This is a genomic window from Acinetobacter sp. IK40, assembly GCF_035615075.1.
In the GTDB taxonomy this organism is placed as follows: Bacteria; Pseudomonadota; Gammaproteobacteria; order Pseudomonadales; family Moraxellaceae; genus Acinetobacter; species Acinetobacter courvalinii.
Genome location: NZ_JANBOE010000006.1, coordinates 35,109 through 60,754, shown reverse-complemented (window position 1 = coordinate 60,754; position 25,646 = coordinate 35,109). Strand labels below are relative to the sequence as shown.

Annotated in this window: 19 protein-coding genes and 1 pseudogene; 11 read left to right on the top strand and 9 right to left on the bottom strand. The window is 42.4% G+C overall.

From position 1 onward, the window contains the following. Positions 1 to 450 precede the first annotated feature (450 nt). The 4 genes from MSG93_RS11815 to MSG93_RS11800 all read left to right on the top strand — a co-directional run bounded on the left by MSG93_RS11815 (position 451) and on the right by MSG93_RS11800 (position 6,385). Positions 451 to 1,992 carry a peptide MFS transporter gene (locus tag MSG93_RS11815; protein WP_324621988.1) on the top strand — a complete coding sequence of 514 codons (1,542 nt, stop codon included), beginning with the start codon at positions 451 to 453 and terminating at the stop codon, positions 1,990 to 1,992. Then, positions 1,989 to 3,791, top strand: coding sequence for an aminopeptidase P family protein (locus MSG93_RS11810; protein ID WP_324621987.1), 1,803 nt, complete (start codon positions 1,989 to 1,991; stop codon positions 3,789 to 3,791). Before MSG93_RS11815 ends, MSG93_RS11810 begins: the two co-directional genes overlap by 4 nt. A gap of 285 nt (positions 3,792 to 4,076) precedes the next feature. After that, positions 4,077 to 4,661, top strand: coding sequence for an anthranilate synthase component II (locus MSG93_RS11805; RefSeq protein WP_005287941.1), 585 nt, complete (start codon positions 4,077 to 4,079; stop codon positions 4,659 to 4,661). Positions 4,662 to 5,020: 359 nt separating this feature from the next. Then, positions 5,021 to 6,385 carry an L-cystine transporter gene (locus tag MSG93_RS11800; protein ID WP_005287944.1) on the top strand — a complete coding sequence of 455 codons (1,365 nt, stop codon included), beginning with the start codon at positions 5,021 to 5,023 and terminating at the stop codon, positions 6,383 to 6,385. 60 nt (positions 6,386 to 6,445) lie between these two features. Here MSG93_RS11800 and MSG93_RS11795 read toward each other — a convergent pair. Beyond that, positions 6,446 to 9,212 (bottom strand): annotated as a pseudogene (locus MSG93_RS11795) (M1 family metallopeptidase). Between the two features lie 13 nt (positions 9,213 to 9,225). Continuing rightward, a complete protein-coding gene (locus MSG93_RS11790; RefSeq protein ID WP_324621984.1) occupies positions 9,226 to 11,958 on the bottom strand; it encodes a TonB-dependent receptor in 2,733 nt (910 codons plus the stop codon). Between the two features lie 351 nt (positions 11,959 to 12,309). Here MSG93_RS11790 and trpD point away from each other — a divergent pair, with 351 nt between their 5' ends. Both trpD and trpC read left to right on the top strand, forming a co-directional pair. Beyond that, positions 12,310 to 13,359 (top strand): anthranilate phosphoribosyltransferase, encoded by a 1,050-nt coding sequence (gene trpD, locus MSG93_RS11785; RefSeq protein ID WP_009511060.1) that lies wholly within the window; start codon positions 12,310 to 12,312, stop codon positions 13,357 to 13,359. 9 nt (positions 13,360 to 13,368) lie between these two features. After that, positions 13,369 to 14,175, top strand: coding sequence for an indole-3-glycerol phosphate synthase TrpC (gene trpC / locus MSG93_RS11780; RefSeq protein ID WP_324621983.1), 807 nt, complete (start codon positions 13,369 to 13,371; stop codon positions 14,173 to 14,175). 69 nt (positions 14,176 to 14,244) lie between these two features. Here the strand turns inward: trpC and MSG93_RS11775 are convergent, their stop codons facing one another. Next, positions 14,245 to 14,982, bottom strand: coding sequence for a hypothetical protein (locus MSG93_RS11775; RefSeq protein ID WP_324621982.1), 738 nt, complete (start codon positions 14,980 to 14,982; stop codon positions 14,245 to 14,247). Positions 14,983 to 15,072: 90 nt separating this feature from the next. Between MSG93_RS11775 and MSG93_RS11770 the strand changes: the two genes are divergently transcribed. The 4 genes from MSG93_RS11770 (at position 15,073) to MSG93_RS11755 (ending at position 17,544) form a co-directional block, all read left to right on the top strand. Beyond that, entirely contained in the window at positions 15,073 to 15,666 is a 594-nt protein-coding gene (locus MSG93_RS11770; RefSeq protein WP_324621981.1) for a TetR/AcrR family transcriptional regulator, read from the top strand. Positions 15,667 to 15,840: 174 nt separating this feature from the next. Further along, positions 15,841 to 16,527, top strand: coding sequence for a Smr/MutS family protein (locus MSG93_RS11765; protein ID WP_324621980.1), 687 nt, complete (start codon positions 15,841 to 15,843; stop codon positions 16,525 to 16,527). Between the two features lie 91 nt (positions 16,528 to 16,618). Further along, entirely contained in the window at positions 16,619 to 17,167 is a 549-nt protein-coding gene (gene folE, locus MSG93_RS11760) for a GTP cyclohydrolase I FolE (RefSeq protein ID WP_171062185.1), read from the top strand. A 14-nt stretch (positions 17,168 to 17,181) separates the two neighbouring features. Further along, entirely contained in the window at positions 17,182 to 17,544 is a 363-nt protein-coding gene (locus MSG93_RS11755) for a cupin domain-containing protein (RefSeq protein ID WP_202740711.1), read from the top strand. On the opposite strand, the gene MSG93_RS11750 is transcribed toward MSG93_RS11755, so the two are convergent. The 5 genes from MSG93_RS11750 to hemE form a co-directional block, all read right to left on the bottom strand. Continuing rightward, complete coding sequence (locus MSG93_RS11750) at positions 17,523 to 18,383, bottom strand: PoNe immunity protein domain-containing protein (protein WP_324621979.1); 861 nt, start codon at positions 18,381 to 18,383, stop codon at positions 17,523 to 17,525. The two genes, MSG93_RS11755 and MSG93_RS11750, sit on opposite strands and share 22 nt — an antisense overlap. A gap of 2 nt (positions 18,384 to 18,385) precedes the next feature. Further along, entirely contained in the window at positions 18,386 to 20,266 is a 1,881-nt protein-coding gene (locus tag MSG93_RS11745; RefSeq protein WP_199950071.1) for a DUF4105 domain-containing protein, read from the bottom strand. Positions 20,267 to 20,347: 81 nt separating this feature from the next. Continuing rightward, the gene (locus MSG93_RS11740; protein ID WP_005231668.1) at positions 20,348 to 20,818 is read right to left on the bottom strand and encodes a DUF3015 family protein; all 471 of its coding nucleotides are present in this window, start codon (positions 20,816 to 20,818) and stop codon (positions 20,348 to 20,350) included. A 168-nt stretch (positions 20,819 to 20,986) separates the two neighbouring features. After that, entirely contained in the window at positions 20,987 to 21,781 is a 795-nt protein-coding gene (locus MSG93_RS11735) for a DUF817 family protein (protein ID WP_324621976.1), read from the bottom strand. Positions 21,782 to 21,824: 43 nt separating this feature from the next. Beyond that, positions 21,825 to 22,898, bottom strand: coding sequence for a uroporphyrinogen decarboxylase (gene hemE, locus MSG93_RS11730; RefSeq protein ID WP_324621974.1), 1,074 nt, complete (start codon positions 22,896 to 22,898; stop codon positions 21,825 to 21,827). A 197-nt stretch (positions 22,899 to 23,095) separates the two neighbouring features. On the opposite strand from hemE, the gene MSG93_RS11725 reads away from it, so the two are divergent. Further along, on the top strand, positions 23,096 to 24,298 hold the full coding sequence (locus MSG93_RS11725) for a L,D-transpeptidase family protein (protein WP_005231671.1): 1,203 nt from the start codon (positions 23,096 to 23,098) through the stop codon (positions 24,296 to 24,298). A gap of 58 nt (positions 24,299 to 24,356) precedes the next feature. On the opposite strand, the gene MSG93_RS11720 is transcribed toward MSG93_RS11725, so the two are convergent. After that, the gene (locus MSG93_RS11720) at positions 24,357 to 25,628 is read right to left on the bottom strand and encodes a diguanylate cyclase (protein ID WP_324621973.1); all 1,272 of its coding nucleotides are present in this window, start codon (positions 25,626 to 25,628) and stop codon (positions 24,357 to 24,359) included. Positions 25,629 to 25,646 lie beyond the last annotated feature (18 nt).

Genomic DNA, 25,646 nt, shown 5'->3' with positions numbered 1-25,646 from the left:
TGTTCATGATCATAATACTTTCTTATATAGAATGCTGAGATTCTTATCGGATGACCTGAAAGTAATCATATCTTTGATAATGACTTACTCAATAAATTTTCGGGGTTGATTTGCACAACTGTAATCTGTTTCCAAACCTATTTATCAGTAGGCATTATGCTTCATTTAAAAAGCCCATCTATATATTTAATTTTTATGAATTTTTCTAAATAGATGCCCGATTTAAATACTGTCTGGCCAGCCGATCAGAGCTATTAGACTTAGATCGGCCCCTCTTGGATACTCAACAAATTTTACTATTCATGTTCTTTTTCATTCACTTTTTTTATACAGGCCAAACTTGCTTTTACGATTAAAAAAACTAAAAATCGTATACATAAATTTTTATTATTAATAAACAAACCCAAAGTTATGTTTATAAAAACTTAAAATCATTCAAGGATTTGATTAATGAAATATGACTTTGAACGAGCAGATAAGGCTTTTTTTGGCCATCCCAAACCGTTACAAACGCTTTTTTTCACAGAGCTTTGGGAAAGATTTTCCTATTATGGCATCCGGCCTTTACTGATCCTTTATATGATTGCTATGGTCAATCAAGGTGGTCTGGGCCTTGATCGACCCACTGCTGCCGCGATTGTCGGATTGTTTGCAGGTTCGATGTATTTAATGACCGTTTTTGGTGGCTGGATTGCAGATAACTGGTTAGGTCAAGCGCGCGCTGTCTGGTATGGTTCTATTATTATTGCCTTGGGTCATCTTTCCATTGCCCTTACCCCTGTATTAGATCAGTCTTTCTTTTATTTAGGTTTAGTACTGATTGTTTTAGGTTCCGGCCTATTTAAAACATGTATTTCGGTGATTGTTGGAACCTTATATAAAGCCCAAGATGCAAGACGTGATGCAGGCTTTTCCATTTTCTATATGGGCATTAATATGGGCTCATTTATAGCCCCGCTGATTACAGGACTATTGGTCAGAGATCATGGCTGGCATTTAGGCTTTGGTATTGGTGGCCTCGGGATGCTGCTTGCCTTATTAATTTTCCGTTTTAGGGCAATTCCCCAGCTCGAAACTTTTAACGCGCTACGTCAAGAAAACAATAGCTGTAGCAAACCGGTGGTAGAAAATAAAAATGCACCTAAAATTGTATTTGGCTTTTTATTCACAGTTGCAGTCGTTATTGCACTAACGTTCTTGGGCATCATTCACATCAACCCTGTCGCTGTCGCCGCCTATTTAACCGTAGGAATTGGGATTGGAATTATTGCCTATTTTTCTTATTTATTGCTTTTCCTTAATTTAGATCAAAATGAAAAGTTCAAAGTTATTATTTGTTTTGTGCTGTTGATTACTTCTGCCCTGTTCTGGTCAGCCTTTGAGCAGAATCCTACCTCCTTCAATTTATTTGCACAAGATCATACCAACCGTAATGTTTTAGGTTTTGAGATTCCAACGGTATGGTTTCAATCTATTAACGCGATTTTTATTATTATTTTTGCGCCAATTGCAGCCTGGCTGTGGGCAAGACTAGGCAAAGCGAACAAAGACCCAAGTTATATTTCAAAATTTATTATTGCACTTTTACTGGCAGCAGGCGGATTTTTACTGATGTCGTTGGCGAGTCATTTTGCCATTAGCGATGGTCTGGTTTCTCCCTTCTGGTTAGTTGGAGCTTTATTTCTGCTGACTTTAGGAGAACTCTGCCTCAGCCCGATTGGGTTATCGACCATGACCAAACTTGCACCAAATGTTATTCGTGGACAAATTATGGGTCTATGGTTCACGGGTTCGGCTTTAGGTAACCTCATGGCAGGCTTGATTGGTGGTCAAATCGCCGCAGATGCTATCGAAAATTTACCCACCCTGTTTATGCGCTGCGTATTGGCCTTGGTTATTGGGGCAATCGTGTTATTTTTATTAAAGAAACCAATGAACAAATTAATGGGCAAAAGTACCAGCAAAGTTCAACCTGATTTGGAAACCATATGAACGACTTAACTGTTCCAGAAAAACTAGTTCAACTTCGTGAACTCATGAACAATCAACATGTTGATGCTTTGGTTGTCATGAGTGCAGATCCGCATATGTCAGAATATTTACCTGACCACTGGAAAGCAAGGCAGTGGTTAAGCGGTTTTAATGGCTCGGTTGGCACGTTAGTTGTGACCCAAAACTTTGCAGGACTCTGGGCTGATGGGCGTTATTGGGTACAAGCCGAACAACAACTCGCTGCAACTGGCTTTCAATTACAAAAACTGACCAGTGATGAATCTTCGACACATCTTGCCTGGATGGAGAAAAATCTACAGTCTGGTTCGGTCATTTCAGTGAATGGACAAACGCTTTCAATTCAGCAGTTTAAGGCATTGCAAAATACGGCAAAACAACGCGACTTTAAACTTGAAACACAGCAAGATTTAATTGGCTTAATCTGGTCTAATCGTCCAGAACTGCCCTCAGAAAAAATCCATTTAATGCCTGAAGGCTTAAATGCTCTATCCCGTAAAGAAAAAATCCAGGCAATACGGGAAACTTTAGATACTAAGGCGATTGAAGGACATTTTATTTCATCTTTAGATGATATTGCCTGGGTCTTAAATGCACGTGGTCAAGATGTAGAGTACAACCCCGTATTCCTTTCACACTTATATATCAGTGCTCAACAGGCTGTTGTATTTGTTGATCGCAATAAGATAGATCTAAGCACACAAGAGGCATTCAAAGCTGATGGTGTTGAGATTCGGAACTACCAGGACACAGCTCAGTTTTTAGCCAATATTTCTGATACATCTGTCCTGTTAGATCCAGCCAAAGTATCGATTCACCATGAACAAGCGATCGCAAAGGATATTCAGGTTGTCTACGACATCAACCCAAGTACACTTTTTAAATCGCGTAAGCATGAAAGCGAAATTGCGCATATCCGCCATGCCATGCTTAAAGATGGGGTTGCCCTCTGCCATTTCTTCCACTGGTTAGCAAAAGCACTTGATCATCAGGAGAACATTTCAGAACTGACCATTGATGAGAAAATTACCGCCTTCCGTGCTCAACAAGACGGTTTTATAGGTCCAAGTTTTGCCACGATTGCAGGCTTTAATGCCAATGGTGCATTGCCTCACTACCGTGCAACGCCAGAACACTACTCATTCATCGAAGGTGATGGTCTATTATTGATCGACTCTGGCGGGCAGTACGTCGATGGCACCACGGATATCACCCGTGTTGTTCCCGTTGGGACACCGACAGAACAACAAAAACGTGACTATACGCTGGTTTTAAAATGTCATATTGCTTTGGCAAAAAGCATTTACCCAGAAGGTTTGGCTGCACCGCTCCTGGATTCAATTTGTCGCCAGACTTTATGGCAGCAGGGTCTGGATTATCGCCATGGCACAGGACACGGCGTAGGTTTTGCGCTGAACGTTCATGAAGGACCGCAAGTGCTTTCTTATTACGCGCCAATACATGCCTATAGCAAATTACGTGAGGGCATGATTATCTCCAATGAACCGGGCCTCTATCATGAAGGGAAATATGGCATTCGCATCGAGAATCTGGTGGCAAACCGGCTCCATGCAGGTTTTGAAAAAACCTACGGTGAATTTCTAGAGTTTGAAACACTCACCCTTTGCCCCATCCATTTAGATTGCATTGTTGTGGATATGCTTACGCAGGAAGAGAAAGACTGGTTAAATCGCTACCATCAAACTGTACAGGAAAGACTGGCCGAACATCTGTCTGGAGAGGTTTTAGACTGGCTGATTGATAACACCCGTAAGATTTAATCTTCTTCCGTGACTGAGGCAGAGGGGTTTTCTATGTCTAAAGAAAAGCTGATTCTGCCTTGATTGGCGTGATCTGTGTGAGTAATCATATGTGGCCTCCGTTAAACTTTTTTCTACAAAGTTTTAATGAATGAAATAGTTAAACTGGCCACTTCATTTTTTGTTATATTAGCCGCTTAAATAGCGGCTTTATTTTTATCCATTGTTTTGGGCACTTAATTCAAAACGGGTATCTTGAGAGACGAAATTTAAAAACACCTTAAACATCAAGAGGTTTATCTCAAAATGCTTCTAATGATCGACAATTACGACTCTTTTACCTATAACATCGTCCAGTATTTTGGCGAGTTAAATCAGGACGTAAAAGTAGTTCGCAATGACCAAGTCTCATTAGAGGATATTGAACGATGGCAGCCAAAATATTTAGTGATTGGACCGGGTCCATGTTCGCCAAGTGAAGCAGGAATTTCTATTCCAGCAATAAACCACTTTGCAGGAAAAATTCCTTTACTAGGTGTGTGCTTAGGTCATCAAGCCATTGGACAGGCGTTCGGTGGTAACATTATTCGTGCGAAAACCGTGATGCATGGGCGCTTATCCGACATGTACCATACCGATAAGGGAATTTTTAGCAACCTCCCTTCTCCATTCGCAGCGACACGTTATCACTCCTTGGTTATTGAGCAGGAAACACTACCAGAATGTCTGGAGCTCACTTGCTGGACCAATCAGGCAGATGGCACGATTGAAGAAATTATGGGTGTTAAACATAAAACCCTTCCTGTGGAGGGTGTCCAGTTTCATCCCGAATCAATTTTAAGCGAACATGGACATCAGATTTTTAAGAACTTTCTAGAGCAGTATGCTTAAAACCAAAACCTGATTTCCCATTTCGGCCTGTAAACAGCTTATTGCTTCCCAATAGGCTGTTTTTATTTTGAACATATAAAAACAATATACAACTTATACAAACTGTCTGTTTTTTAAGCTTTAAAATTAAACAATGACCTATACCTTTAATACAAATCATTCTTTTTCAATAATTAATCCACTTTTCACAGATTATAAAAAGTAAAGCTGCGACAGGATTTCAGATTGAACAGCTCCCTTTTTACTTTTTTAGATTAACTATAGTCATAGGAATGATTAAGTTTCAGGGCAGCTGGATGGTAGAATCTATGCCATTATTTTTTAGCATCCCCCTGAAATATCAATCAGGACAACCTATAGTGAATACCTTGGTTTTATTGAATATTATTATTTTTGTCCTGCTTATGGCCGGATTGTTCTTTTCCTACCGAAAAGATTGGAGCCTTTCCAAGAAAGTTCTGATCGGTATGGTGGTGGGTATCATTTACGGCCTGGCGCTCAAAACCATTTATGGTGACGGTCAGATCATTGAACACTCAGTCGCGTGGTTCAACCTGGTAGGTAATGGTTATATCCAGCTGTTACAGATGGTGATCATGCCACTGATTTTCGTTTCAATCGTCAGTGCCGTAGTGAAATTGCATCAGACCACGTCGCTTGGAAAAATTAGTGTTCTGGTGATTGGTATCCTGTTAGCCACCACGGCAATAGCCGCACTCGTAGGCGCCACTATTACCAACCTGTTTGGTTTAACCGCTGAAGGTCTGGTACAAGGCACTCAAGAAGCTGCACGTTTAGCTGCGATCCAAAGTCAATATATTGGGCAAGTCACAGATCTCGACGTACCAAAACTTCTGCTTTCTCTACTTCCTCAAAATCCATTTGCTGATTTAACCGGTATTCGTCCTACTGCCATTATCAGTGTGGTGATTTTCGCTGCATTTTTAGGTGTTGCCGCTTTAAAGCTGATGGATAAAGACACGGTCAATGGCGAAAGAATCAAACATGGCATTGAAGCATTACAAGCTTTGGTGATTAGCCTTGTGCGTCTGGTAATGCAATTTACACCTTATGGCGTGCTGGCATTGATGGCCAAAATGGTTGCCACTGCTAATCTTGCCGATATCGTCAAACTTGGCGAGTTTCTGGTGGCCTCTTATCTTGGTCTTGCGATCATGTTCCTGGTTCACGCACTGATTCTGGTCTTCGTACGCATCAATCCGGTCGATTTTTTCAAGAAAGTCTTTCCGGTATTGAGCTTTGCCTTTATTAGCCGTTCAAGTGCTGCCAGTATTCCGCTAAATATTGAAGCGCAAACCAAGCAATTGGGTGTACCCGAAGGCATTGCCAGCTTCTCGGCTTCATTTGGCGCGACGATTGGTCAAAATGGTTGTGCAGGTTTATACCCGGCAATGCTTGCCGTCATGGTTGCGCCTACCGTTGGTATCAACCCGCTTGATCCCTTATGGATTGCCCAACTGGTGGTTGTGGTCACATTGAGTTCAATCGGTGTTGCTGGTGTGGGTGGCGGTGCAACTTTCGCGGCTTTAATTGTGCTGCCTGCGATGGGTTTACCGATTACTCTGGTGGCCTTGCTGATTTCAATCGAGCCATTAATTGATATGGGCCGTACCGCATTAAATGTGAACGGTTCAATGACGGCGGGTACAGCAACCAGTCAGTTATTGGGAGTCAGAAATCCTGACGCTGCGGATGATGCCTAAATTATCCTGAAAATAAAAAAAGCCAACTTTTCATAGTTGGCTTTTTTTATGACGAGTAAATTACAACTTCAATTGCTGCACGATGGAGCCATCCTGTTTTGCAACTAAGGATTCACAGAGTTGAATCCTCTCTTTGGTCTGATTCAAACCGCGCTCGACTCCAACCAGTTCTTTGGTGCGTGGTGCAAAGAAGGTGTTGAGCTGTGTTGCTTGCTGTTGCGTACATGCCGCACCACTAAACAAGGCCGGAAAACGTCCAGCAGAAGACTTGCCCAAGCGATCAAACACTGCCTCATGATTATCCTCAAACCATGCCCATAAACCGCCTTGCTCTCCGCTATAGTTATTGATGGCGTTAATCACGGTACGTACTTCACCGACTTTCACCCGCGGATCTAAAACCAGTTGCTGTGCCAATGGACGTGTTTCAGTCTGGTTGGCTGAACCTAAAGCAGACAGGATGGCCAGACGTTGTGTCGGTTGGGTGACACGTTGTAATTCTCCAGCTAAGCGATCAAACGCAGGCTTGCCCTTTTGTTGCACACGGACTGCCAGAATCGTCGGTAATAACTCTGGCGTAAGCTGGGCAAAGTTCAGTTGCTTCTGTTCAAATAAAGCATCAGATTGCTTTAACAGTTGCTGGCGTACTTCTGGTACCTGAATATCCAGTGCGAGGAACTGCACCAACTCACTCCGCCATAAACTGTCTTCGGCAGACTCACCTGATTTACTGCTATAGCCCAATTGCTTCAACTTGGGCAGATATAAATTCGTGAGTGCTTTTCTAAAATGTTCACGTTCCGTCGCGGTTTTTAACACATGGCGATGAATCGTACTCAATTGCGGGAATAATGCGGTACTGATTTGACGGCTGTCTGAAGCAGCGAATTTCTTGGCGACATCTACCACTGCCAATAAATTAATATCACCATGATTAAACGCTGCCGAAACTGCATAGGCATAGGCCAATTGTTCGCTGTTGGATAATTTTCCTGTCGCAGCGGTTAAACGTGCCAACTCTTTTTCCGGCAAGCTGAACTGGTAATAGCCTGCCGCTCCAGCATTTGGAATATACCAGCTATTCACGGTTGCGCCTTTGAGCTCAATTTTGGCGTGGGCCTGATCAATCAACTCACACTGAACTTTACTTGAACCATTCGGCACCTCGTAACGTACACATAAAGGTACGCCCCAAAGACTGTTGGCATCACCTTTAGAACCCACTGGGAGATAACGTGTTTGCTGCACATTTAAAAAGACTTTGTTCCCTTGTTGTTGTAATGAGGTGCTCAACAATGGCACCCCAGTTTGGTCAATAAAACTTTTCACCGCTTTGCTAAAGCGCTCGCCTTGACCCGACTGCTCTGCTAACGCGCTGATTAAATCATTGGCGGTAGCGCTGCCATATTGATGCTTTTTAATATAATTGCGCACCCCTTGTTTAAATTTTTCTTCTCCGAGATAGCTTTCAAACATATTTAAAACCGCTGCGCCTTTTTGATAGGTGATCCCGTCAAAAGCGGTTTGAATATCAGCATTGCTTAAAATCGGCTGGCGGATACGGCGTACACTGACCAGACTATCGCTTTTCATAGCACCAGCAGTATCAACGACACGTTCCAGATCAGCATTAAATTCAGGGTGCAATTGTTGAGTGATTTTACTTTGCATCCATGTCGCAAAAGATTCATTCAACCACAGGTCATCCCACCACGGCATGGTCACCACATCCCCGAACCATTGATGCGCCAACTCATGTGCATTGACATTAAATGAACTTTGTACAAATGACACAGGAGAGTCTTTATCCAGCAGCATCAGATAATCCCTGAAGGTGATCAGTCCCGGATTTTCCATCGCCCCAGCAGCAAAGTCAGGTGCAGCAAGTAAATCCAGCTTGTCGAACGGATAAGCAAAGGCAAAATAATCTTCTAATGTTGTTAAAATTGCTGGCGTTTCAGACAAGGCATGCTGCATTTTTTCAGCCTTGCCAGCGGGTGCCAGTCCACGTAATTTGATCGCCTGTTTACGCCACGCTGTTGCACCAATATCAGGGCCTTGTTGTACTTGCCATGGTCCAACTGCCAGTGCCAGTAAATAGGTTGGCAAGGGTTTTGTTGGAGCAAAGCTGAGGGTTTTCCAACCTGATTTTTCGGTCTGTTCAGCAACCTGATTGGTATTGGCAAAGCCTGAATATTTACTTGGAATGGTTAAACGAATATTAAAGGGCGTTTTAAAACGTGGTTCATCAAATGAAGGAAAAGATTGACGCGCACTGATCGCTTCCATTTGAGTCATGACATAAGGTTTACCCTCAAATTCAATTTTATAAATACCATCCAGTTGCTGGTCATAATCGGCATTAAAATCCAGTACCAAGCTGTACTGACCTGCAGGTACAGCCTTGGCAAATTTAATTACACTCACCCCATCGACTTCTGACGCCTGCTCATATTGGGCCGTGGTTTTCTGCCCAGCTGTAGATAGGATATGGGTGTCTTTTACCGACAAAGATTTACCATGAATCCAGACATGATCGGTGGCTTGGGTCAGCTTTAAATGGATGGTGGTTTTACCTGTATAGCTTTTTTGTGCAGGATCAATTTTAAAATCCAGATCATAAGATTCCGGTATGGCCCATTCAGGTAATTTGCCGATTGGAATCTGTTCATTGCTGTTTGATGCAAAAATCTGTGTGGCAGATAAAGAAAGTAATGTTGTCAGTAGCAATTGTTTTTTAAATGAAGGTTTGACCAACATAGGAGATCTGTCCTCTGTAGTTTTTAAAATAAAAAGATGCAGCAAATGCTGTACCACTTCGCTGCATCCGTAGATCGTTGTTAGAATTTGTAGTTAAACTCCAGCCAGGCCTGACGGCCGAATGGTGAATAAGATCCTACTGGATAATATGGCCAGCCACCTGTGTCATCGTGTTTCACTTTGTCAAACAGGTTATTCACAATGATTGATGCAGAGGCTTGGGATGAGATTTGATAGCTTCCACTCCAGTTCACTAAATAAGTCGGGCTTAGATAAGCCGTTTGATTACCGTTTGGAATCTTGCCATAACGGTTGACGAGCACCGTTGATGACCAATCACCACGACTCCAGCCCAGACTGGTGTTAAAGCGGTCGCGCCAATCCGGAATGGTCAAATCTTTTAAATAGTTATCTTTCTCGCCATCTTTGGACTGTTGATATTCACGTTCAAGCACACGGCTATAATTCACAGTCCATAAGAAGTTACCCAGACGGTCTGTTTTCCAGCGCCATTTACTGGTGAAATCAATCCCGCGGGTATGATCTGAAGCCGCATTGATCGGAACAATATTGATATTGTTGATCACATTTGGATCAACCACGGCATTTGCAGGGTTGCGCTCAACTCGTGCTAATGCATCGATACATGGCGCAGAATTGATATCTTGCGTCCCTAAACGACACGCAGCTTCTTGACGTAGAATTTTATCTGGGCTGAGATTGGTCACTAGATTATCAATTTTGATATCCCAGTAGTCGACAGAGAGGTCAAATTTATTACTGGGTGACCAGACGAAACCTGCCCCATAAGATTTACCCTCTTCAGGTTTTAGATCTTTATTGCCTGTTAAGGTGTAATTGGCACCCGGCGAATAATCTTTAAAACTACATTTGTCTAAAGGCTGGCCTGTTTGACTGCAACGTAAATAATCGGTGGTACTTGGAAAATATCCCTTCTGTTTATTTAAAAACAGATAATTCATATCTGGAGCACGGAAACTGGTCGCGTAGTTACCACGAACCAATAAGATTGGATGGGGCCTAAATTCTAGTCCCGAACCGAAGGTGAACTTATCAATACTATTATCTGACAAGGCATAGCGGTCGTAACGTCCAGATAAGGTTAAATTTAATGGCTTGGCTAAAGGTAAGAACAACTCTGCACCCAAGGCTTGACGGGTACGTGCCCCACCATATTCACCACTGGACGTCGCATTATAAAATTCACCATTTTCCACCGCTTTATCCGGTTTAATAGAAAAACCTTGACGACCAATTTCTGCCACTGCCGCAAGCTTGGCAGTTCCGGCAGGTAATTCAAACACGTCGCCATTTGCACTGAGGGTTAAACTTTGTGCCCATGACTTATCCTTTTCCTCAGTCGTGCCTGAAATAGCTCTAAATTCACTGGCGCTCAGTGGTCGACTGATACGATCTAAATGCGGTGAATATATCGGAATGCCATCGGCATCTGTCCCCAATTGCCGGCCTAAGAAATATTCATCAACATTTGAACGGACCAGACCTTGTTTGCGTAATTGACTGGTATAAATCGAGCCATTATAGGCTGCTTCATAGCTCCAACTGCTGTCTCCAATATCACCACGGATACCAAAGTTTAAATTGGAGGAGAGTTCCTTCCATTTTTTATTGGCTTGCTCAACGCCACCGAGTTCTTCTGGCGCAAAACGTCGCGTCCAGATTTCATAATTTCCTGTGTCTTGATTGAGGAAATAGCCACTACTTGCACCTAAGGATGTCCATGTCGGTCCACGGGTATTATTTTCAATTTGATTAGCGCCAATCAACACATCTGCGAATAACTGGGTTTTCTCATTCAGCTCATAATCTAAACCGAGATAACCATTCTGGCTGCGATTCTTGGTCTGTACTGTCCAGTAGGTCGGTCGGGCCAGACCACTGGCACAGTTATCGGCTCCCGCTTTTCCAATATTTTTTACTGAACCTTTAAATAGTCCATCAAATGCGTCACACCCACCAATAGAAAGATACTGGCCAGTGTTGGCATTTTTACGCCCGACGATCGTGTCTGGCTTTTCTCCCCGGCGGGTTCGGCTGGTCATAAAGTCCCGGTCTGCTGCCCAGATCGGTTCACGTCCACTCAGCTCAAGTCCATACACCAGATTGAGCTTATCCAGGGTTTTACTGCCACTCAGTTGTAGGCGTAGGTTCTCCCCACCTTCTTTGGTCCCACCTGCCTTGATATTGAATTGTGTGCCATCGGTTTTCTTTTTCAGGATGATATTCACGACTCCCGCAATCGCATCCGATCCATAAATCGCGGAAGCACCACCATTTAAGATCTCAATCCGATCAATAATCGCCGTGGGAATATTGGCTAAATTGACAAAATTGACCGCACCATCATAGGGGACAGGATAGTCAGCAACACGATGCCCATTAATCAAGGTCAAGGTATGGTTCGGTCCTAACCCACGTAAACTGATCGCATTCGCTGCAGGCGTAAAGGTATTGCCATAGTCAGCCCCTTGTACAAAGCCAGTATTTTGGGTCAGGTTATTTAATGCGTCGAAGGCATTGCTATAGCCGTGTTTTTCAATATCGGCCGCAGTAATCACCGTCACACTGGTCGGACCATCTTTTTGAGCTTTAGAAATACGTGAACCTGTAACTGCAACACGTACCACTTTATCCGACTTTGTCTGGGTTTGTGGTTTTTCTACATTGGTCTCAGCATAGCTTTCTAATGGATGAAGGCATGCAAAAAGGACAAAAACAAAACAACCTTTGTTTTTCACGGCCCCAAGATATTTCAAGTAATTTAGATACATATTTATGGATGCATAAAATGAAGACCGACCTAATATATCCACTTTTATTTAGTTGATTTATACTCATTTTTTCTAGTGATATGTAGGATTAAGATATACCAAATGGTTAATTCCTTATCATAAAAACTCAGAATAAATTAAAGCCTTTTTCCATAAAAAATTGGAGTGAACGCAACATACCGGATTGGTAAACCAGCAAATTTTTTAAAACTCTGATCGAACAACAAAAATCTTTGTTTATTTTCTGATAACATAGCTCACAACTTGTGAATCATGGATCACAAAAAGCCAATCCACCCAGACAACTGACCTCACCCAAAATTTCAATCATTAATGCTATAACTCATGACTATGAATATCCAACAGGCGCTGAACCACATTACCAAAAACATTCATCTGACCCAGTCTCAAATGGAAGATGTCATGCGTAGCATCATGCAAGGCGAAGCAACTGAAGCCCAGATTGGTGCGCTGATGATGGGCCTGCGCATGAAAGGTGAAAGTATCGATGAAATGACGGCGGCTGCACGGATCATGCGTGAATTTGCCATCAAGATCGATGTCAGTGATCTGCCTCATCTGGTAGATATCGTAGGTACGGGGGGTGACGGTCAAAACCTGTTTAACGTTTCAACCGCTTCAAGTTTTGTGATTGCCGCTGCGGGTGCGACCATTGCCAAACATGGTAACCGTGGTGTGTCGAGTAAATCAGGTTCTTCAGACCTGCTCGAACAGGCCGGTATCCATCTTGACCTGGACATGCAACAAACCGAACGCTGTATCCGTGAAATCGGTGTCGGTTTCCTGTTTGCACCGAATCATCACAAAGCCATGAAATATGCCGCTGCACCCCGTCGTGAATTGGGGATCCGCAGTATTTTCAACCTGCTTGGACCATTGACCAACCCGGCGGGGGTCAACCGCTTTGTAATTGGCGTCTTCTCGGATGAATTATGTCGCCCGATTGCCGAAGTCTTAAAACAGCTGGGTGCAGTGCATGTCCTGGTGGTGCACTCTAAAGATGGTCTGGATGAAATCAGTCTGGCTGCACCAACCACTGTTGCTGAACTGAAAGATGGTGAAGTGACCGAATGGACACTCAATCCGGATGATGTCGGTATTCCTTCTCAAACCTTGTCAGGTTTAGTGGTCAACAGTTCAGAAGAAAGCTTAAAGCTGATTAAAGATGCATTAAGCCGTGACAAATCAGAGATTGGTGAAAAAGCAGCAAATATGATTGCATTGAATGCAGGTGCAGGAATTTACGTGGCAGGTATTACCAAAACCTACAAACAAGCGGTTGAGCTGGCTCAGGATATTCTTTATGGCGGACAAGCGCTCGAAAAAATGAGTATCTTGGCTGAATTTACCAAAACATTGAAACAATATCAGGCAGACTAAGGACTTCTCATGATCGATATTCAAAATACCATTTTAGGTAAAATTGTTGACCGCAAACATGAGGAGCTGGCAGCACGTTTAAAACAACGTAGCTTGCATGATGTTGAACAATGGGCAAAACAGGCAACCCCTGTGCGTGGTTTTGCCAATGCCTTACAACATAAACGTCCAGCCGTGATTGCTGAAATTAAAAAAGCATCGCCATCTAAAGGTGTGATTCGGGCGGATTTTAATCCGGCAGAAATTGCTCAGCAGTATGAACAAGCAGGTGCTGCTTGCCTGTCTGTATTAACGGATGTGGATTTCTTTCAGGGTGCCGATGAAAATATTGCCATTGCGCGTCAGCATTGTGCCCTGCCAGCTTTGCGCAAAGACTTCCTTATTGATCCTTATAACGTGGTTGAAGCACGTGCTTTACAGGCCGATTGTATTTTATTGATCGTGGCCTGCCTATCTGATCAACAGCTGGAAGAAATGTCGAAAACGGCCTTTGAGCAACAGCTGGATGTGTTGGTTGAAGTGCATGATGAATATGAATTAGAACGTGCTTTAAAGCTGTCTGAGCAATGTATTTTGGGTGTCAACAACCGCAATCTTAAAACCTTTGATGTGGATTTAAATACCTCATTGCGTTTAAAGAAATTATTGCCTGCTTCTCGTATATTGGTCACTGAAAGTGGCATCGCTACACCTGCAGATGTAGACATGATGCAAGCCAATGACATTCATACTTTCCTGGTCGGTGAAAGTTTTATGAAACAGCCTCGACCAGATCAGGCGTTTAATGAATTATTTGGACAACCTGTGCAAATTTAAGCCAATCAGGCTCAAGGTAAAACTCTACCTTGAGCCTCGATCTCTCTATGTATAAAAAGAATAAGTGGACTACTTTTTCTCATTCAATGACCATCCAAATGCACTACTGATCCAGTTAGAAAACTCATTTGCCAGATGCCATTGATGTCCTGAAATAACGGTTGGCAAAATCAACAAAGGATATTCAACCGTTAATTTAGCCCTAAAACCATTTCCTTCGTTACGAAATTGATGCCGAACTCCACCAATGGCCAAGCCATGACGTGATCTTGCAACACCTGCGATTTGCAAAGGAAAATCTGGATCAATATCAGAACGTAAGCTGGATAAGTTTTTGTAGTCGATATAGAAATGGGCTGCTAAAGGTGAACCGCCATTGGTTTCAATCACTTCCTGCACACCATGCGCCGTTGAAATAAGATAATGATCAGGCGTTCCAGCCAGCATCGCGTCTTCATCATTCTCTTTAGTACACGTTTCAAACCATTCTACAAACTGCTCAGCTCGCGCATTTTCTACAAATATTTCAGTAACACTTAATCGACGATAACCAAATGATAAACGGGCAATCAAATCCACAAAAAAATCTGAAATTCTTAACTCATTTTTCAGACGTGCTTTAATTCCCTCTTGCCCCAGTTCGCTCTTTCTTTTAAGTAAAAGCTGTCTGAGCACAATTAAATCATTGCTGTTAGAGCTGAGTCCCAGTTTTTTTAATACCAGATGAGCCCGTCGCGTTTCCCATTTAAGAATCGCAGCATTTGCTATGTGCTGACCGTTTATATAAACATGAATGTTAGAATACATTGGAAAATCACCCTTTAACCCACTAAAGCAACTATAGTTGCTTTAGTGGGTTGTATAAAGAACTAAATGCAGTTTTGGATGAATGGTCAAATGCCAAATACAGAATCAGAAGTCAAAAAACAAAGACGTCCCGGAGGACGTGCTGAAAGAATGGTGACAACAATACATCAGGTAACTTATGAACTACTTCTAACAACTGATTATCAAGATATTGAAATACCAGAAATTGCAAAATTGGCACAGGTTAATAAAACAACGATTTATCGCCGTTGGCCGACTAAAATTGAACTTATTCTGGATGTTGTATCAACACGAATCAAAGCAGATGTCGTGTTACCCAATACAGGCAGTACCTTAAATGATCTGTGTTCATTTTTAAAAACGATCCTCATTACCCTCTATAGCCCTTTTACTTTTAATATTTTAAAAGCCACCTTGAATTCTTCAAATGAACATGTGCAACAAGCCCGAAAGGATTTCTGGCATGAGCGTTTCTTATTAGCCGCCCCTCTGATTGACCGTGCCATTCAACGAGGTGAATTGTCTGCTTCAACACAGGTTCGTGATTTTTTTGAGCTCGCCGCCGCACCTATATTTTATCGAGTTTTCATTACTGGAGATGCGATATCAGATCAGGATATCGCTTTTTTTGCTCAAAGAGCGATGTCTTATTATCATCCGTGAGGAACATTAGCTTACAGCTTGATAGCACAAAAATATTATATTGAGGGTCTCGAAAGGTTTTACGATTTATCTTTTTAACTCATACAGTGACCATGCATACAATCGGTTCAAATTATCTCGGTTTCAGACTATAATTTCACACCTCTCTGGTATCTTGCCTATTGTTCTAAAATTATGAGTAAACATGATTCATCGCTTTCTAAAGATCAGTTTAATTTACTGAAAGCCTTTAAAAAGCAAATCTCTAATCCTCAATCCAGCGCGATTGCGAAGCAAGCCGAATCAAAAAAAGCTCAAGCTGCTGAAAAGCTGGAAGATACAGAACTGTTCAAAAAAGCCCTGCTTGGGGTCAAACCGATCGACAATCAAAATATTGCCGATACCAAAGTGACACGTAGCAAAAAAGTTGATGCCCAAACGCTGGCAAAACGTGCTGCGGCAGAAGGTGGTGCCGAGCAAGAGCTGACCGAAATTTCGGATACCCAAGCGATCTTGAACCCGGTTGCAAGTCAGGCTGCTTTAAGCTATCGCATCGCCACCTTACAGCACAAAGTATTTGAAGACTTAAAAACCGGTAAAATCCGTTGGTTTGAAGCAGTGGATCTACATGGCTGTACTATTGAACAGGCACGTGCAGCGGTTTTGCAAATCATTCAGATGGCCAAAGATGAAAACCAGAATGTCATCAAGATCGTGCACGGTAAAGGCCCCGAAGCGATTTTAAAAACCTATGTCAACGGCTGGCTGAGACAACACCGTGATGTATTGGCTTTTGTCAGTGCACCTGAAAATCAAGGGGGTACCGGAGCAGTTTTAGTCTTGCTCAAACGTGCTGAAAAGAACCCTAAATTCAAACAGTAATCGGCATTTATATCAAAATTAAGATTTTTAATCGTTTTCTGATACAATTGCCGTTTTTGTTCAACCCACCTAAGTGAACATTGTTATGTCTATGCAGCAATCGTACGCAAATATCTTAACTGCCGTTGGCGAAGACCTGAATCGCCCGGGCTTACAAGATACACCGATGCGTGCGGCGAAAGCTTTTTCTTTTTTGACTTCTGGTTATAGCAAAACGCTTGAAGAAGTTACAAATAGCGCACTCTTCCCTTCCGATAACCATGAAATGGTATTGGTTAAAAATATCGAATTTTATTCGCTTTGCGAACACCATTTATTGCCATTTTATGGCCGTGTGCATATCGCCTATTTACCTGAGGGTCAGGTACTGGGTCTATCAAAATTTGCCCGTATTACTGAAATGTTTGCACGTCGCTTACAAGTTCAGGAAAACCTGACCCAGCAGATTGCCGAAGCTGTTGCTCAGGTGACTCAGGCACGTGGTGTTGCCGTGGTGATTGACTCTGCACATATGTGCATGATGATGCGTGGTGTGGGCAAGCAAGAATCGACTACACGTACGGTTTCTTTTATTGGTGATTTTAAAACTGATAAAGACACACGTCGTGAGTTCTTGAGCGCTGTACCAGAAAGCTATTAATCCGGATTCTGCATATGTCATCCATTCAGCTCGCCGGCTTCGGTCATTTAATACAAAGTGAAGCCAGCATTGATTATCCTCGGCCAGATCGTCTGGTTCAGGGTAATCCTGAACGGCTCACCTATGGCCTATATGAACATCCGCATATGGATTGTGGCATCTGGCACTGTGAAGTCGGTGCCTGGAAAATTCAATTTGCTGAAAACAAGCAAGAATTTTTTCAGATCATTGAAGGCATTGTGCGTATCCACGATGCAAAAACCAATTCTTTTATTGAAGTCACTGCGGGAAATGCAGGCATTATTCCACCTGCATTCGCCGGAACATTTGAAGTGGTTGAAGCTGTGAAAAAATACTATGTGATTGTAGAAGTCTGATCAGTTATTTTTGAAAATAACTCTGGAAAACTTTGATATTGCGTCATTTCATTCAGGTCGATTTGATAAAGTTTACATAGAATTAAGGCCTCAAAGCGCCACTTTCCAAATAATGCAATGTGATGAAAAAATTTCTTTGACCAATACTTACCTTGTTGCTGGTCCCGTTCGATCTGTTCTACATACTCCCCTATGCTTGAAGCATCTACCTCTGTATTTAGGAGCTGATCGAGCTGTTGAAATGGATAACTGACCGTATAATCAGGACTTATTGATTCCACCTCAAGGTAAGGATAACTGATCAGGTCAATTAAACAATCTGGGGGATAACCCAGTAACCCATCAATGATTTTTACTATGTCGGTTTCATCGCCATAACAGATTGCACAGCACAGCAATAACAAGGCATGTGCATAGTCAGTGGCGAGTTGAATCGCAGTAATACCAGTCGAATGTCCCTGCTGTTGAATCAGAGAAAGTAAGTCGGCATAGGCCAGCCAGAACGCATAGACAGACTGATAAATATCGCGGATCTGGTCAGCTACCAGACCAAGGTCATAACCGAGACGAATCAGATAAGTGATCTCGAGACAGAAATTTTTAAAATAGATGTCCAGTTCTAATAATTGATAAATATCGATAGCTGCCGAGGGAGAAGAATCAAAGAATAAATACTCGTTCTGTTTATATTCAATGATTTGCTCTTTAATATTATTCCAGTGATCTAAACAACCTAGCTGTGGCACTCGCCAGTTCTGTACATCAGAAACCACGCCGTTTAGCGCTTCAAGGCATTGTTGTAATTTTTCAAATTCACTAGCTTGATCAATATGATACATGATTAGAAAAACCGTATATAAGCTAAACCTACTTTATTCCAGTCTTTATGATCCTGCTGTTCAAAATCCCAATTCAAACGCATAGCATGATTGGCATTCAAACTATATTGAAGCTGGGTACCGACTCTTAGATTCCACTGACTTAAATCTTGCCAATAGGGTAATTCTACCTGTACCACACTGTTGATATTGTCTGACCATACATTCATACACCCCACTGTAGGCCCGACACCAACGCGCCAGCCTTTATCCAGCGCTTTGCCACCTTGAATATGACTTTGCAGCTGACCATAGCAAATATGTCGACGGTCATAATCAGCCAGACTATAGCCGGCTTGCATATTCAGGTTCATCACGCCATGTTGTTTATCTTCACTAAACTGTCCGTTTTCAATGGCTTCCTGTTTCCAGCCCAGATTAAATCCCCAGCTTAAGGGCGATTTAAAAGGTTGAACCGGATTATATGAATTGACCGATAAAAAATCTAAGTGCTCAACTTTAAGCTTGTCATCGCGATACTGCACGCTACCATCCAGAAACAGTAATTGCGTACCTGTGCGATAGCCTGCTTGTGGATCAATCAAATCGTGATAGGCCTGACGATGCCCAAGTTCGACAAAGCTCTGGCCTTGTACTTCACCCACATTGACTGAAATATTGCGTGCATGATGCCCTTCAACAGGCTGTTTCTGTGGTCGGGTCGGTTCCTGACGTTGTTTATCCACCTGAATCTGACTACGCTCAGCAAGGAGCTGGCGCAGTTGCGGTTGGGCAAAATCAGTATCAACTTTACGGCTAATAAATTGCAGATATAAATCGTCATAGGCCATTTCAAGAATTTTGGCCTGCTCAGACTGACTGTAATTTTTGAGAATTGGCTGTGTCTGTTCAACCTCGGTAAAGGCGACTTTATGTGCAACTTTAGCCAAAGCTGTGCCATGCTGTTTGGCTTGAGCAAGTAACTGGGTTTCCAGTGCAGGTCGATAGACTACCTCTTTGACCAGATTTTGCTGATCAACAACCTTCAAGGTTTCAATCGGAATCGCAGCATAATTAAACTGCTGTTTTAAGTTTAAATTCGGACGTACCAGATCAATCAAGCCAAGCAAACGGTAAGCACAGTTATCGCTGACGAAATAGTAGGGAAAACTGACGTGCTGCATTTCCCAGATATGCTCGACCAGAAAGCGGGTTTCTTCTGGTGTCAGATTGAGTTCATATTCCCACAAGTCACGGCTTTCAAAATCACCATATTCTTTGACTTTACGGTAATACGGCATTAATGAATATTCACCGGGATACTGTCCGGTTAAGCCTTTCCATGCATAGGACCAGTTGTCCTCACCTTTCACCGTTGCCGCATAATTGACTGCGTATGACACCAGATTGAGCTGCTTCTGGTCTTTAGGGTCTAGACGTAGCAAGGTATGCCCGAACATCGAACTGGGATTACCCATAAAATCTGTTGCGTAAATCAGGGTAGCTTTATGCGGTTTAATTTGATTAATCCATTCATCAAATTCCACACAATTTACTTTCGGCAGTTGTTGAGGGTCAATCTGAAGCTGCTGCATTAACCAACGGCTGCGTGCAGGGAATTTACAGCGGATCGACTGATTATCTGCAGCTTGCTGAAATAAGGCTTTGATATCAGCTTGTAATTCGCTATTTAAATTTGTTTTGCCATCTTTGGCATAAAAATAACCAGCATAACTGACTTCACTATTTTGTTTTTGATCGGCATACATCAGACGTTGCCATGTAATGTTTTGATCTAATTGTTTTTGTTGAGCAAGGTCCAAATATTGCTGTAAATCCGTTTCAATCGAGGCATGTGCAAAATGACACATTAAAGACGCTATCGTAAAAGTTATTAATTTCATTCAGCAGCAAATATTTTAAGTATAAGGAAAATAACGATAACAAAACCCTGCCATCAAGACAGGGTTTTATCATGCAGCAAATTAAACGTATGCTTTTAACACCGCATCTTTTGCCATTACACTTTGTAAAGAGTCTAATACCTGAAGGGTATTTTTGTTTTTGCTTGAGTAGATTTCAGCAAAGTTTGCTTTAGATACTGCAAAGAAACGTGCTTTATCATTGGCTTTGATCTGCATTAACTCAGCAAGTACATTCAGGCTCTCACCTTGACCAACTGACATATCACGCGCTAAAGATTCAGCATTTTCATTGGTAAACGTGACCACCTGAGCAGTCACTGTTCCACCCTGACGGCAACCTAAAGTACCAAATGTGATACCGAGTAACTGGTTAGTAAAGATACCATTAGTGGTAGCCGCAAGAATTTTCGGCACTACACCTTTTTGACCCGCCCAAACCTGTGTACCCACACCACAACCTACATCGTTATCAGCCATTGCTACACTTGAACCAGCGGCCAATAATGCAGCTAATGCAATTTTCTTTAACATAGGAACGATCTCCAGCATAAATTATTTAAATATTTGTTATCACTATTGTGTTGTGTAATTGTTTTACACACAAATTAAAATAACCAGCTTGGCTTGTTTTAGCAAATAAATTTTGAAATATATGTGAAATATTCATAATAAAATTTCAAATAATTGAAGATGGTGCCTTTAATTCAGCTGCCACGTCCCATTTTTATCACGATTACCCAAAATTTTTAACACTAAAACCAGACTGAGTAATAATAATAAATACCAAGACCCTAACTTACCCCACCCCACCATATGCCATGCATCCACCTGACTTGGATACAGCCAGATTTGATAGAAAGTACTAATATTTTCAGCAATCCAGATCAGGAATGCCAACAGCAGCAGAACCGGTAACATCGGCACTTTAAAACGATGCTGATGGAGCTGGAAATATAGTCGGGTCTTCCAGAAAATCAGCACACTCCAGATAAATAAAGCCACCCGGATATCTGGAATAAAAAACTTGGTCATAAAGTTTAAATACGAAAAAACCGCTAGACACAACATTGTGCTAAAACGTGGCAAATCTGCCATTGAAACCTGATATAACCGTAACGAGCGTGCAAAAAAACTGCCCACAGCCGAATACATAAATCCAGCGAAAAGCGGCACAGTCCACAATTTAAACACGGCAGGCTGCGGATATTGCCAGGATGCAATTGCAGGATGGGTCAGAAAGATTTCCATCCCCATGGCCATGATATGAAACAAGGCAATGACCTTGGCTTCTGCCCATGACTCGAGTTTTAAATAGATCAGACAGACCTGAATGAGCAAGGCGTAAAACAGTAAATAGTCATAGCGAAAGAAGCCCCAGTATTCATGACTTCCTATCGGTGCCGTGACTGCAAATGCAATCAGCAGCAATAACCCAAATAAGGCAGCCGAAGCTGCCTTAGTGATAAAACTGAGTGGTAATACAATCAACTGCACGAAACTGATCCTAGCCTGTTTAACTTTAAATATCTGTTCAATATCAGCCTAGATATTTCGCACTGTATTCATGTACGGTATCCACAAAAATCTTCGGACGTGCCGGATCAACCCACTGGGTAATACCATGCCCCAGATTGGCGATATACCCTGTTTTCTCGCCATTGGCATAAGCATCATCCAGCATGGCTTTGACCGATTTCTCAATTGAAGCCGCTGAACCGTAAAGTACCGCCGGATCTAAGTTACCTTGTAAGGCAGCACGTCCTGCAATAACATCACGTGCCGTGTAAAGCGGTGTGGTCCAGTCCAGTCCAAATGCATCTGCACCCGTAGTCAGCATATTTTCCAGCCACTGCCCGCCACCTTTGGTGAAAACAATAATCGGAATACGGCGACCGTCTTTTTCTCGCTGTAGCCCAGCAATGATTTTGCTCATATAGCTCAAGGAAAACTCAACATATTCCCTATGCGCCAGTGCACCGCCCCAGCTGTCAAAAATCTGGATTGCCTGAGCACCGGCATCGATCTGTGCATTGAGATAATCAATCACTGAATCTGCCAGATGATCCAGTAATGCGTGCAAAACTTCTGGCTGCGCATACATCATATTCTTGGTAAAACGGAATTCTTTGCTTGAACCGCCTTCAATCATATAAGTCGCTAAAGTCCAGGGACTGCCAGAAAAACCGATTAACGGCACCTGACCGCCTAAAGCAGAACGAATGGTCGAAACTGCATTCATGACATAGGCCAAATCTGACTTGGCATTGAGTTTAGGCAGATTGGCAACGTCTTGTTCAGTACGTACTGTTTTATGAAACTTTGGACCTTCCCCAGTTTCAAAATATAAGCCTAAACCCAGCGCATCAGGAACCGTTAAAATATCCGAAAATAAAATCGCCGCATCAAGTTCATAACGACGCAATGGCTGTAACGTCACTTCACAAGCAAATTCAGTATTCTTGCATAAAGAAAGGAAATCACCGGCCTGCGCACGTGTTTCCCGATATTCTGGTAAATAACGTCCTGCTTGACGCATCATCCATACAGGTGTGGTGTCTACAGGTTCACGTAATAAAGCTCGTAAAAAACGATCATTTTTCAACGTTGTCATTACCAATCTCTAAATTTTCATATATCGCGCATGATAACAAAGTTAGCCTGGAATTTATAATTTGAATGCCATACAAAATTTCAGGCTTAAAATAAATTTTCGCTTTGACACAAAACTGCTACTGCAAGCGCGCTCATTTTCTGTAATACTTGCAATATCTTATATCTCAATATGAATAATTCATAAGGTTGAATTACATGTTTGTTCGCTCATTACTCGCTATGAGTTTAAGTTGTATTCTTGCTAATGTTGCTTTTGCTGCTCCAACAACTGAGCAACCATTAAATCCCAAAAAAATTGCTGGTTCAGTACAAGATCCGATTGATCCTCTCGCCATTGAGCGCCCTGCTTCAGCTGTTGCAGCTCAACCCGCTTCGAGTGTCGTCGCCCAAGCCGCATCTGAACCTCAGGTGAATACTGGCGCTGCTTCAGCTGTTTCGCAAAAATTAGAAAATACACCTGACTCAAGCACCACGACTGCTGCTCCTGCGGCGAAGGTTTCATGGACCCTGGATAGCATGAATAATGCTGAATGGCCTGAAAGTTTACCTAAAGGCCAGCTTCCAGCCTATGCCCGTGCGCACGTCATGCTCAACAATGCACATGCTTCACCGGGTGCTATTGATGGTTCAAATGGTAAAAATACCTTAAAAGCGATTGCTTCATTCCAGCAAATGAACGGTATTACCCCTACAGGTCAATTAACCAAAGAAACCTGGGATGCGCTGGTTGCCAAGCAAACCAAACCTGCTTATGTGGAATACACGCTGACCGAAGCGGACTTTAAAGGCCCGTATGCGGATTCAATCCCATCAGACTATGCCTTACAGGCGAAAATGAAAGGCTTGTACTACACCCGTGTGACAGAAATGCTGGGTGAAAAATTCCACATGGACGAGGCTTTCTTGAAGAAGCTAAATCCTACTGCAACCTTTAAAAAACCGGGTGAAAAAATTATTGTGGCCAATGTCCGCAATGACTTGCCTGAAGATATTCATCTGATCGTGGCGCATAAAGGTGCACGTCAACTGTATTTATTCAACAGCAATAACCAGATGATTGCTTCATTTCCTGCAACAATTGGCAGTACTGATACGCCTTCTCCGGCAGGTACCTATAAAGTAGTGGGCGTAGCGAAAAACCCTTGGTATAGCTACTCACCATCAAACTTTGTACAAGGTAAAAACCTTAAACCGCTTTCTCTACCACCAGGTCCAAATGCGCCAGTCGGCAATATCTGGATCGGTTTGAGCAAGAAATCGTTTGGTATCCATGGTACGCCTAATCCGTCTTTAATTTCTAAGACTGCATCACATGGCTGTATCCGTTTGACCAACTGGGATGCCAATGATTTGGGCGCCAAAGTACGTTCAGGCGTGACTGTAAAATTCTTGGAATAATTCAGAATTGTTCTAGATAAAAACCGGATATCGCCTTGATATCCGGTTTTTTTATGGTCTAAATATTTTCTTCTACGACCGGTAATGGCTGATAGTAAATCTGGTTACGTCCCAGTTGCTTAGCACGGTATAACGCTTTATCAGCGGTATGGATCAGCATTTCCTGACTGATTTTTGCATTGCCGTTAAACACCGTAATCCCCAAACTGATGGTGACATAATGAGAAACCATCGATTTTTGATGCGGGATCATTAAGCGATCAATCGCGCGATAGATATTGGTCGCCACCGCATAGGCCCCTTGAGCTGAGGTTTCAGGAAGCAACACCACAAATTCTTCGCCACCATAACGCGCTACAAAGTCCATATGCCGAATCGAGCCTTTGATCGTTTTGGCAATTTCAGAAATGACCTGATCCCCCATTTGGTGACCATAAAAATCATTATAGTTTTTAAAATAATCAATATCGATAAACAGCACCGACAAGGCGGTATGTTCTATACAGGCCTGCTGATAATAATAAGTGCACATTTCCTCAAAAGTACGGCGGTTTGAAACATTGGTCAGTTCATCATGCTGACTGAGATGTAACAGTTCAGAGGCCTGTAGGCGTAAAATCTGCTCATCAATTTCCGAAATTTTTGACTTGATAAAGATTTTTCTCTCTTTGGAGGTCAGCATCACACTAATTGAAAAACCCAATAATAAACTGCCAATCAGGGTCCTGCCGATCATGAGAAAATCACAGGGAATATTCAATACATATAGAAATACAACAATGCTCAAGGCAGCAAAAGAACCAATCCACAGCATATGTACCGGTCGAATGCCACTCAGGATAAAACCTAACATGTACAGGAATGCCACCAGCACCATTGCCTGATTTTGCAAGACCACATTGGAGACACTCATCATTAACAACGAGGTCAATACGATGGTCAGAAAAACAATCACACAAACAGCTGGATAGAATAAGGAACTTAGTTGTTTAAAACGGGACACGGCCCAAAACAGGAACAGCGCAGTACCGACCACAATCAGGCTGAGGATGCTATAAATAAAATCTAGAACAAAATTTTCACTGTTGCGAATTACAATAAAATTGGTGGGTAAAATCAGTAATACGAAAATCGTATAGGTAATGACGCCCTGACCGAAAAATTGAATGGCATTCATCCGGGTCCGGTCGATATTAAAGTTCCAGAATTCATTTTCCAGATTTTGGGGTAAAGTTTGATGGGCATTTTTGGACTGGACATGTTGGGCAACAAGCTGCTCTAGATCTTCTTTTGACCTCCTTAATTGATCAAGATCATATTGCTTATCCATCCCGACGACTCTTTTTAT

What these genes read in the sequence shown, in the direction of transcription:
- MSG93_RS11745 (WP_199950071.1), bottom strand. Translation starts at nt 20,266, where the DNA reads ATGAAATTAATAACTTTTACGATAGCGTCTTTAATGTGTCATTTTGCA.
- trpC (WP_324621983.1), top strand. Translation starts at nt 13,369, where the DNA reads ATGATCGATATTCAAAATACCATTTTAGGTAAAATTGTTGACCGCAAA.
- MSG93_RS11755 (WP_202740711.1), top strand. Translation starts at nt 17,182, where the DNA reads ATGTCATCCATTCAGCTCGCCGGCTTCGGTCATTTAATACAAAGTGAA.
- MSG93_RS11765 (WP_324621980.1), top strand. Translation starts at nt 15,841, where the DNA reads ATGAGTAAACATGATTCATCGCTTTCTAAAGATCAGTTTAATTTACTG.
- MSG93_RS11775 (WP_324621982.1), bottom strand. Translation starts at nt 14,982, where the DNA reads ATGTATTCTAACATTCATGTTTATATAAACGGTCAGCACATAGCAAAT.
- hemE (WP_324621974.1), bottom strand. Translation starts at nt 22,898, where the DNA reads ATGACAACGTTGAAAAATGATCGTTTTTTACGAGCTTTATTACGTGAA.
- MSG93_RS11790 (WP_324621984.1), bottom strand. Translation starts at nt 11,958, where the DNA reads ATGTATCTAAATTACTTGAAATATCTTGGGGCCGTGAAAAACAAAGGT.
- folE (WP_171062185.1), top strand. Translation starts at nt 16,619, where the DNA reads ATGCAGCAATCGTACGCAAATATCTTAACTGCCGTTGGCGAAGACCTG.
- MSG93_RS11815 (WP_324621988.1), top strand. Translation starts at nt 451, where the DNA reads ATGAAATATGACTTTGAACGAGCAGATAAGGCTTTTTTTGGCCATCCC.
- MSG93_RS11805 (WP_005287941.1), top strand. Translation starts at nt 4,077, where the DNA reads ATGCTTCTAATGATCGACAATTACGACTCTTTTACCTATAACATCGTC.
- MSG93_RS11770 (WP_324621981.1), top strand. Translation starts at nt 15,073, where the DNA reads ATGCCAAATACAGAATCAGAAGTCAAAAAACAAAGACGTCCCGGAGGA.
- MSG93_RS11740 (WP_005231668.1), bottom strand. Translation starts at nt 20,818, where the DNA reads ATGTTAAAGAAAATTGCATTAGCTGCATTATTGGCCGCTGGTTCAAGT.
- MSG93_RS11720 (WP_324621973.1), bottom strand. Translation starts at nt 25,628, where the DNA reads ATGGATAAGCAATATGATCTTGATCAATTAAGGAGGTCAAAAGAAGAT.
- MSG93_RS11725 (WP_005231671.1), top strand. Translation starts at nt 23,096, where the DNA reads ATGTTTGTTCGCTCATTACTCGCTATGAGTTTAAGTTGTATTCTTGCT.
- MSG93_RS11750 (WP_324621979.1), bottom strand. Translation starts at nt 18,383, where the DNA reads ATGTATCATATTGATCAAGCTAGTGAATTTGAAAAATTACAACAATGC.
- MSG93_RS11810 (WP_324621987.1), top strand. Translation starts at nt 1,989, where the DNA reads ATGAACGACTTAACTGTTCCAGAAAAACTAGTTCAACTTCGTGAACTC.
- trpD (WP_009511060.1), top strand. Translation starts at nt 12,310, where the DNA reads ATGAATATCCAACAGGCGCTGAACCACATTACCAAAAACATTCATCTG.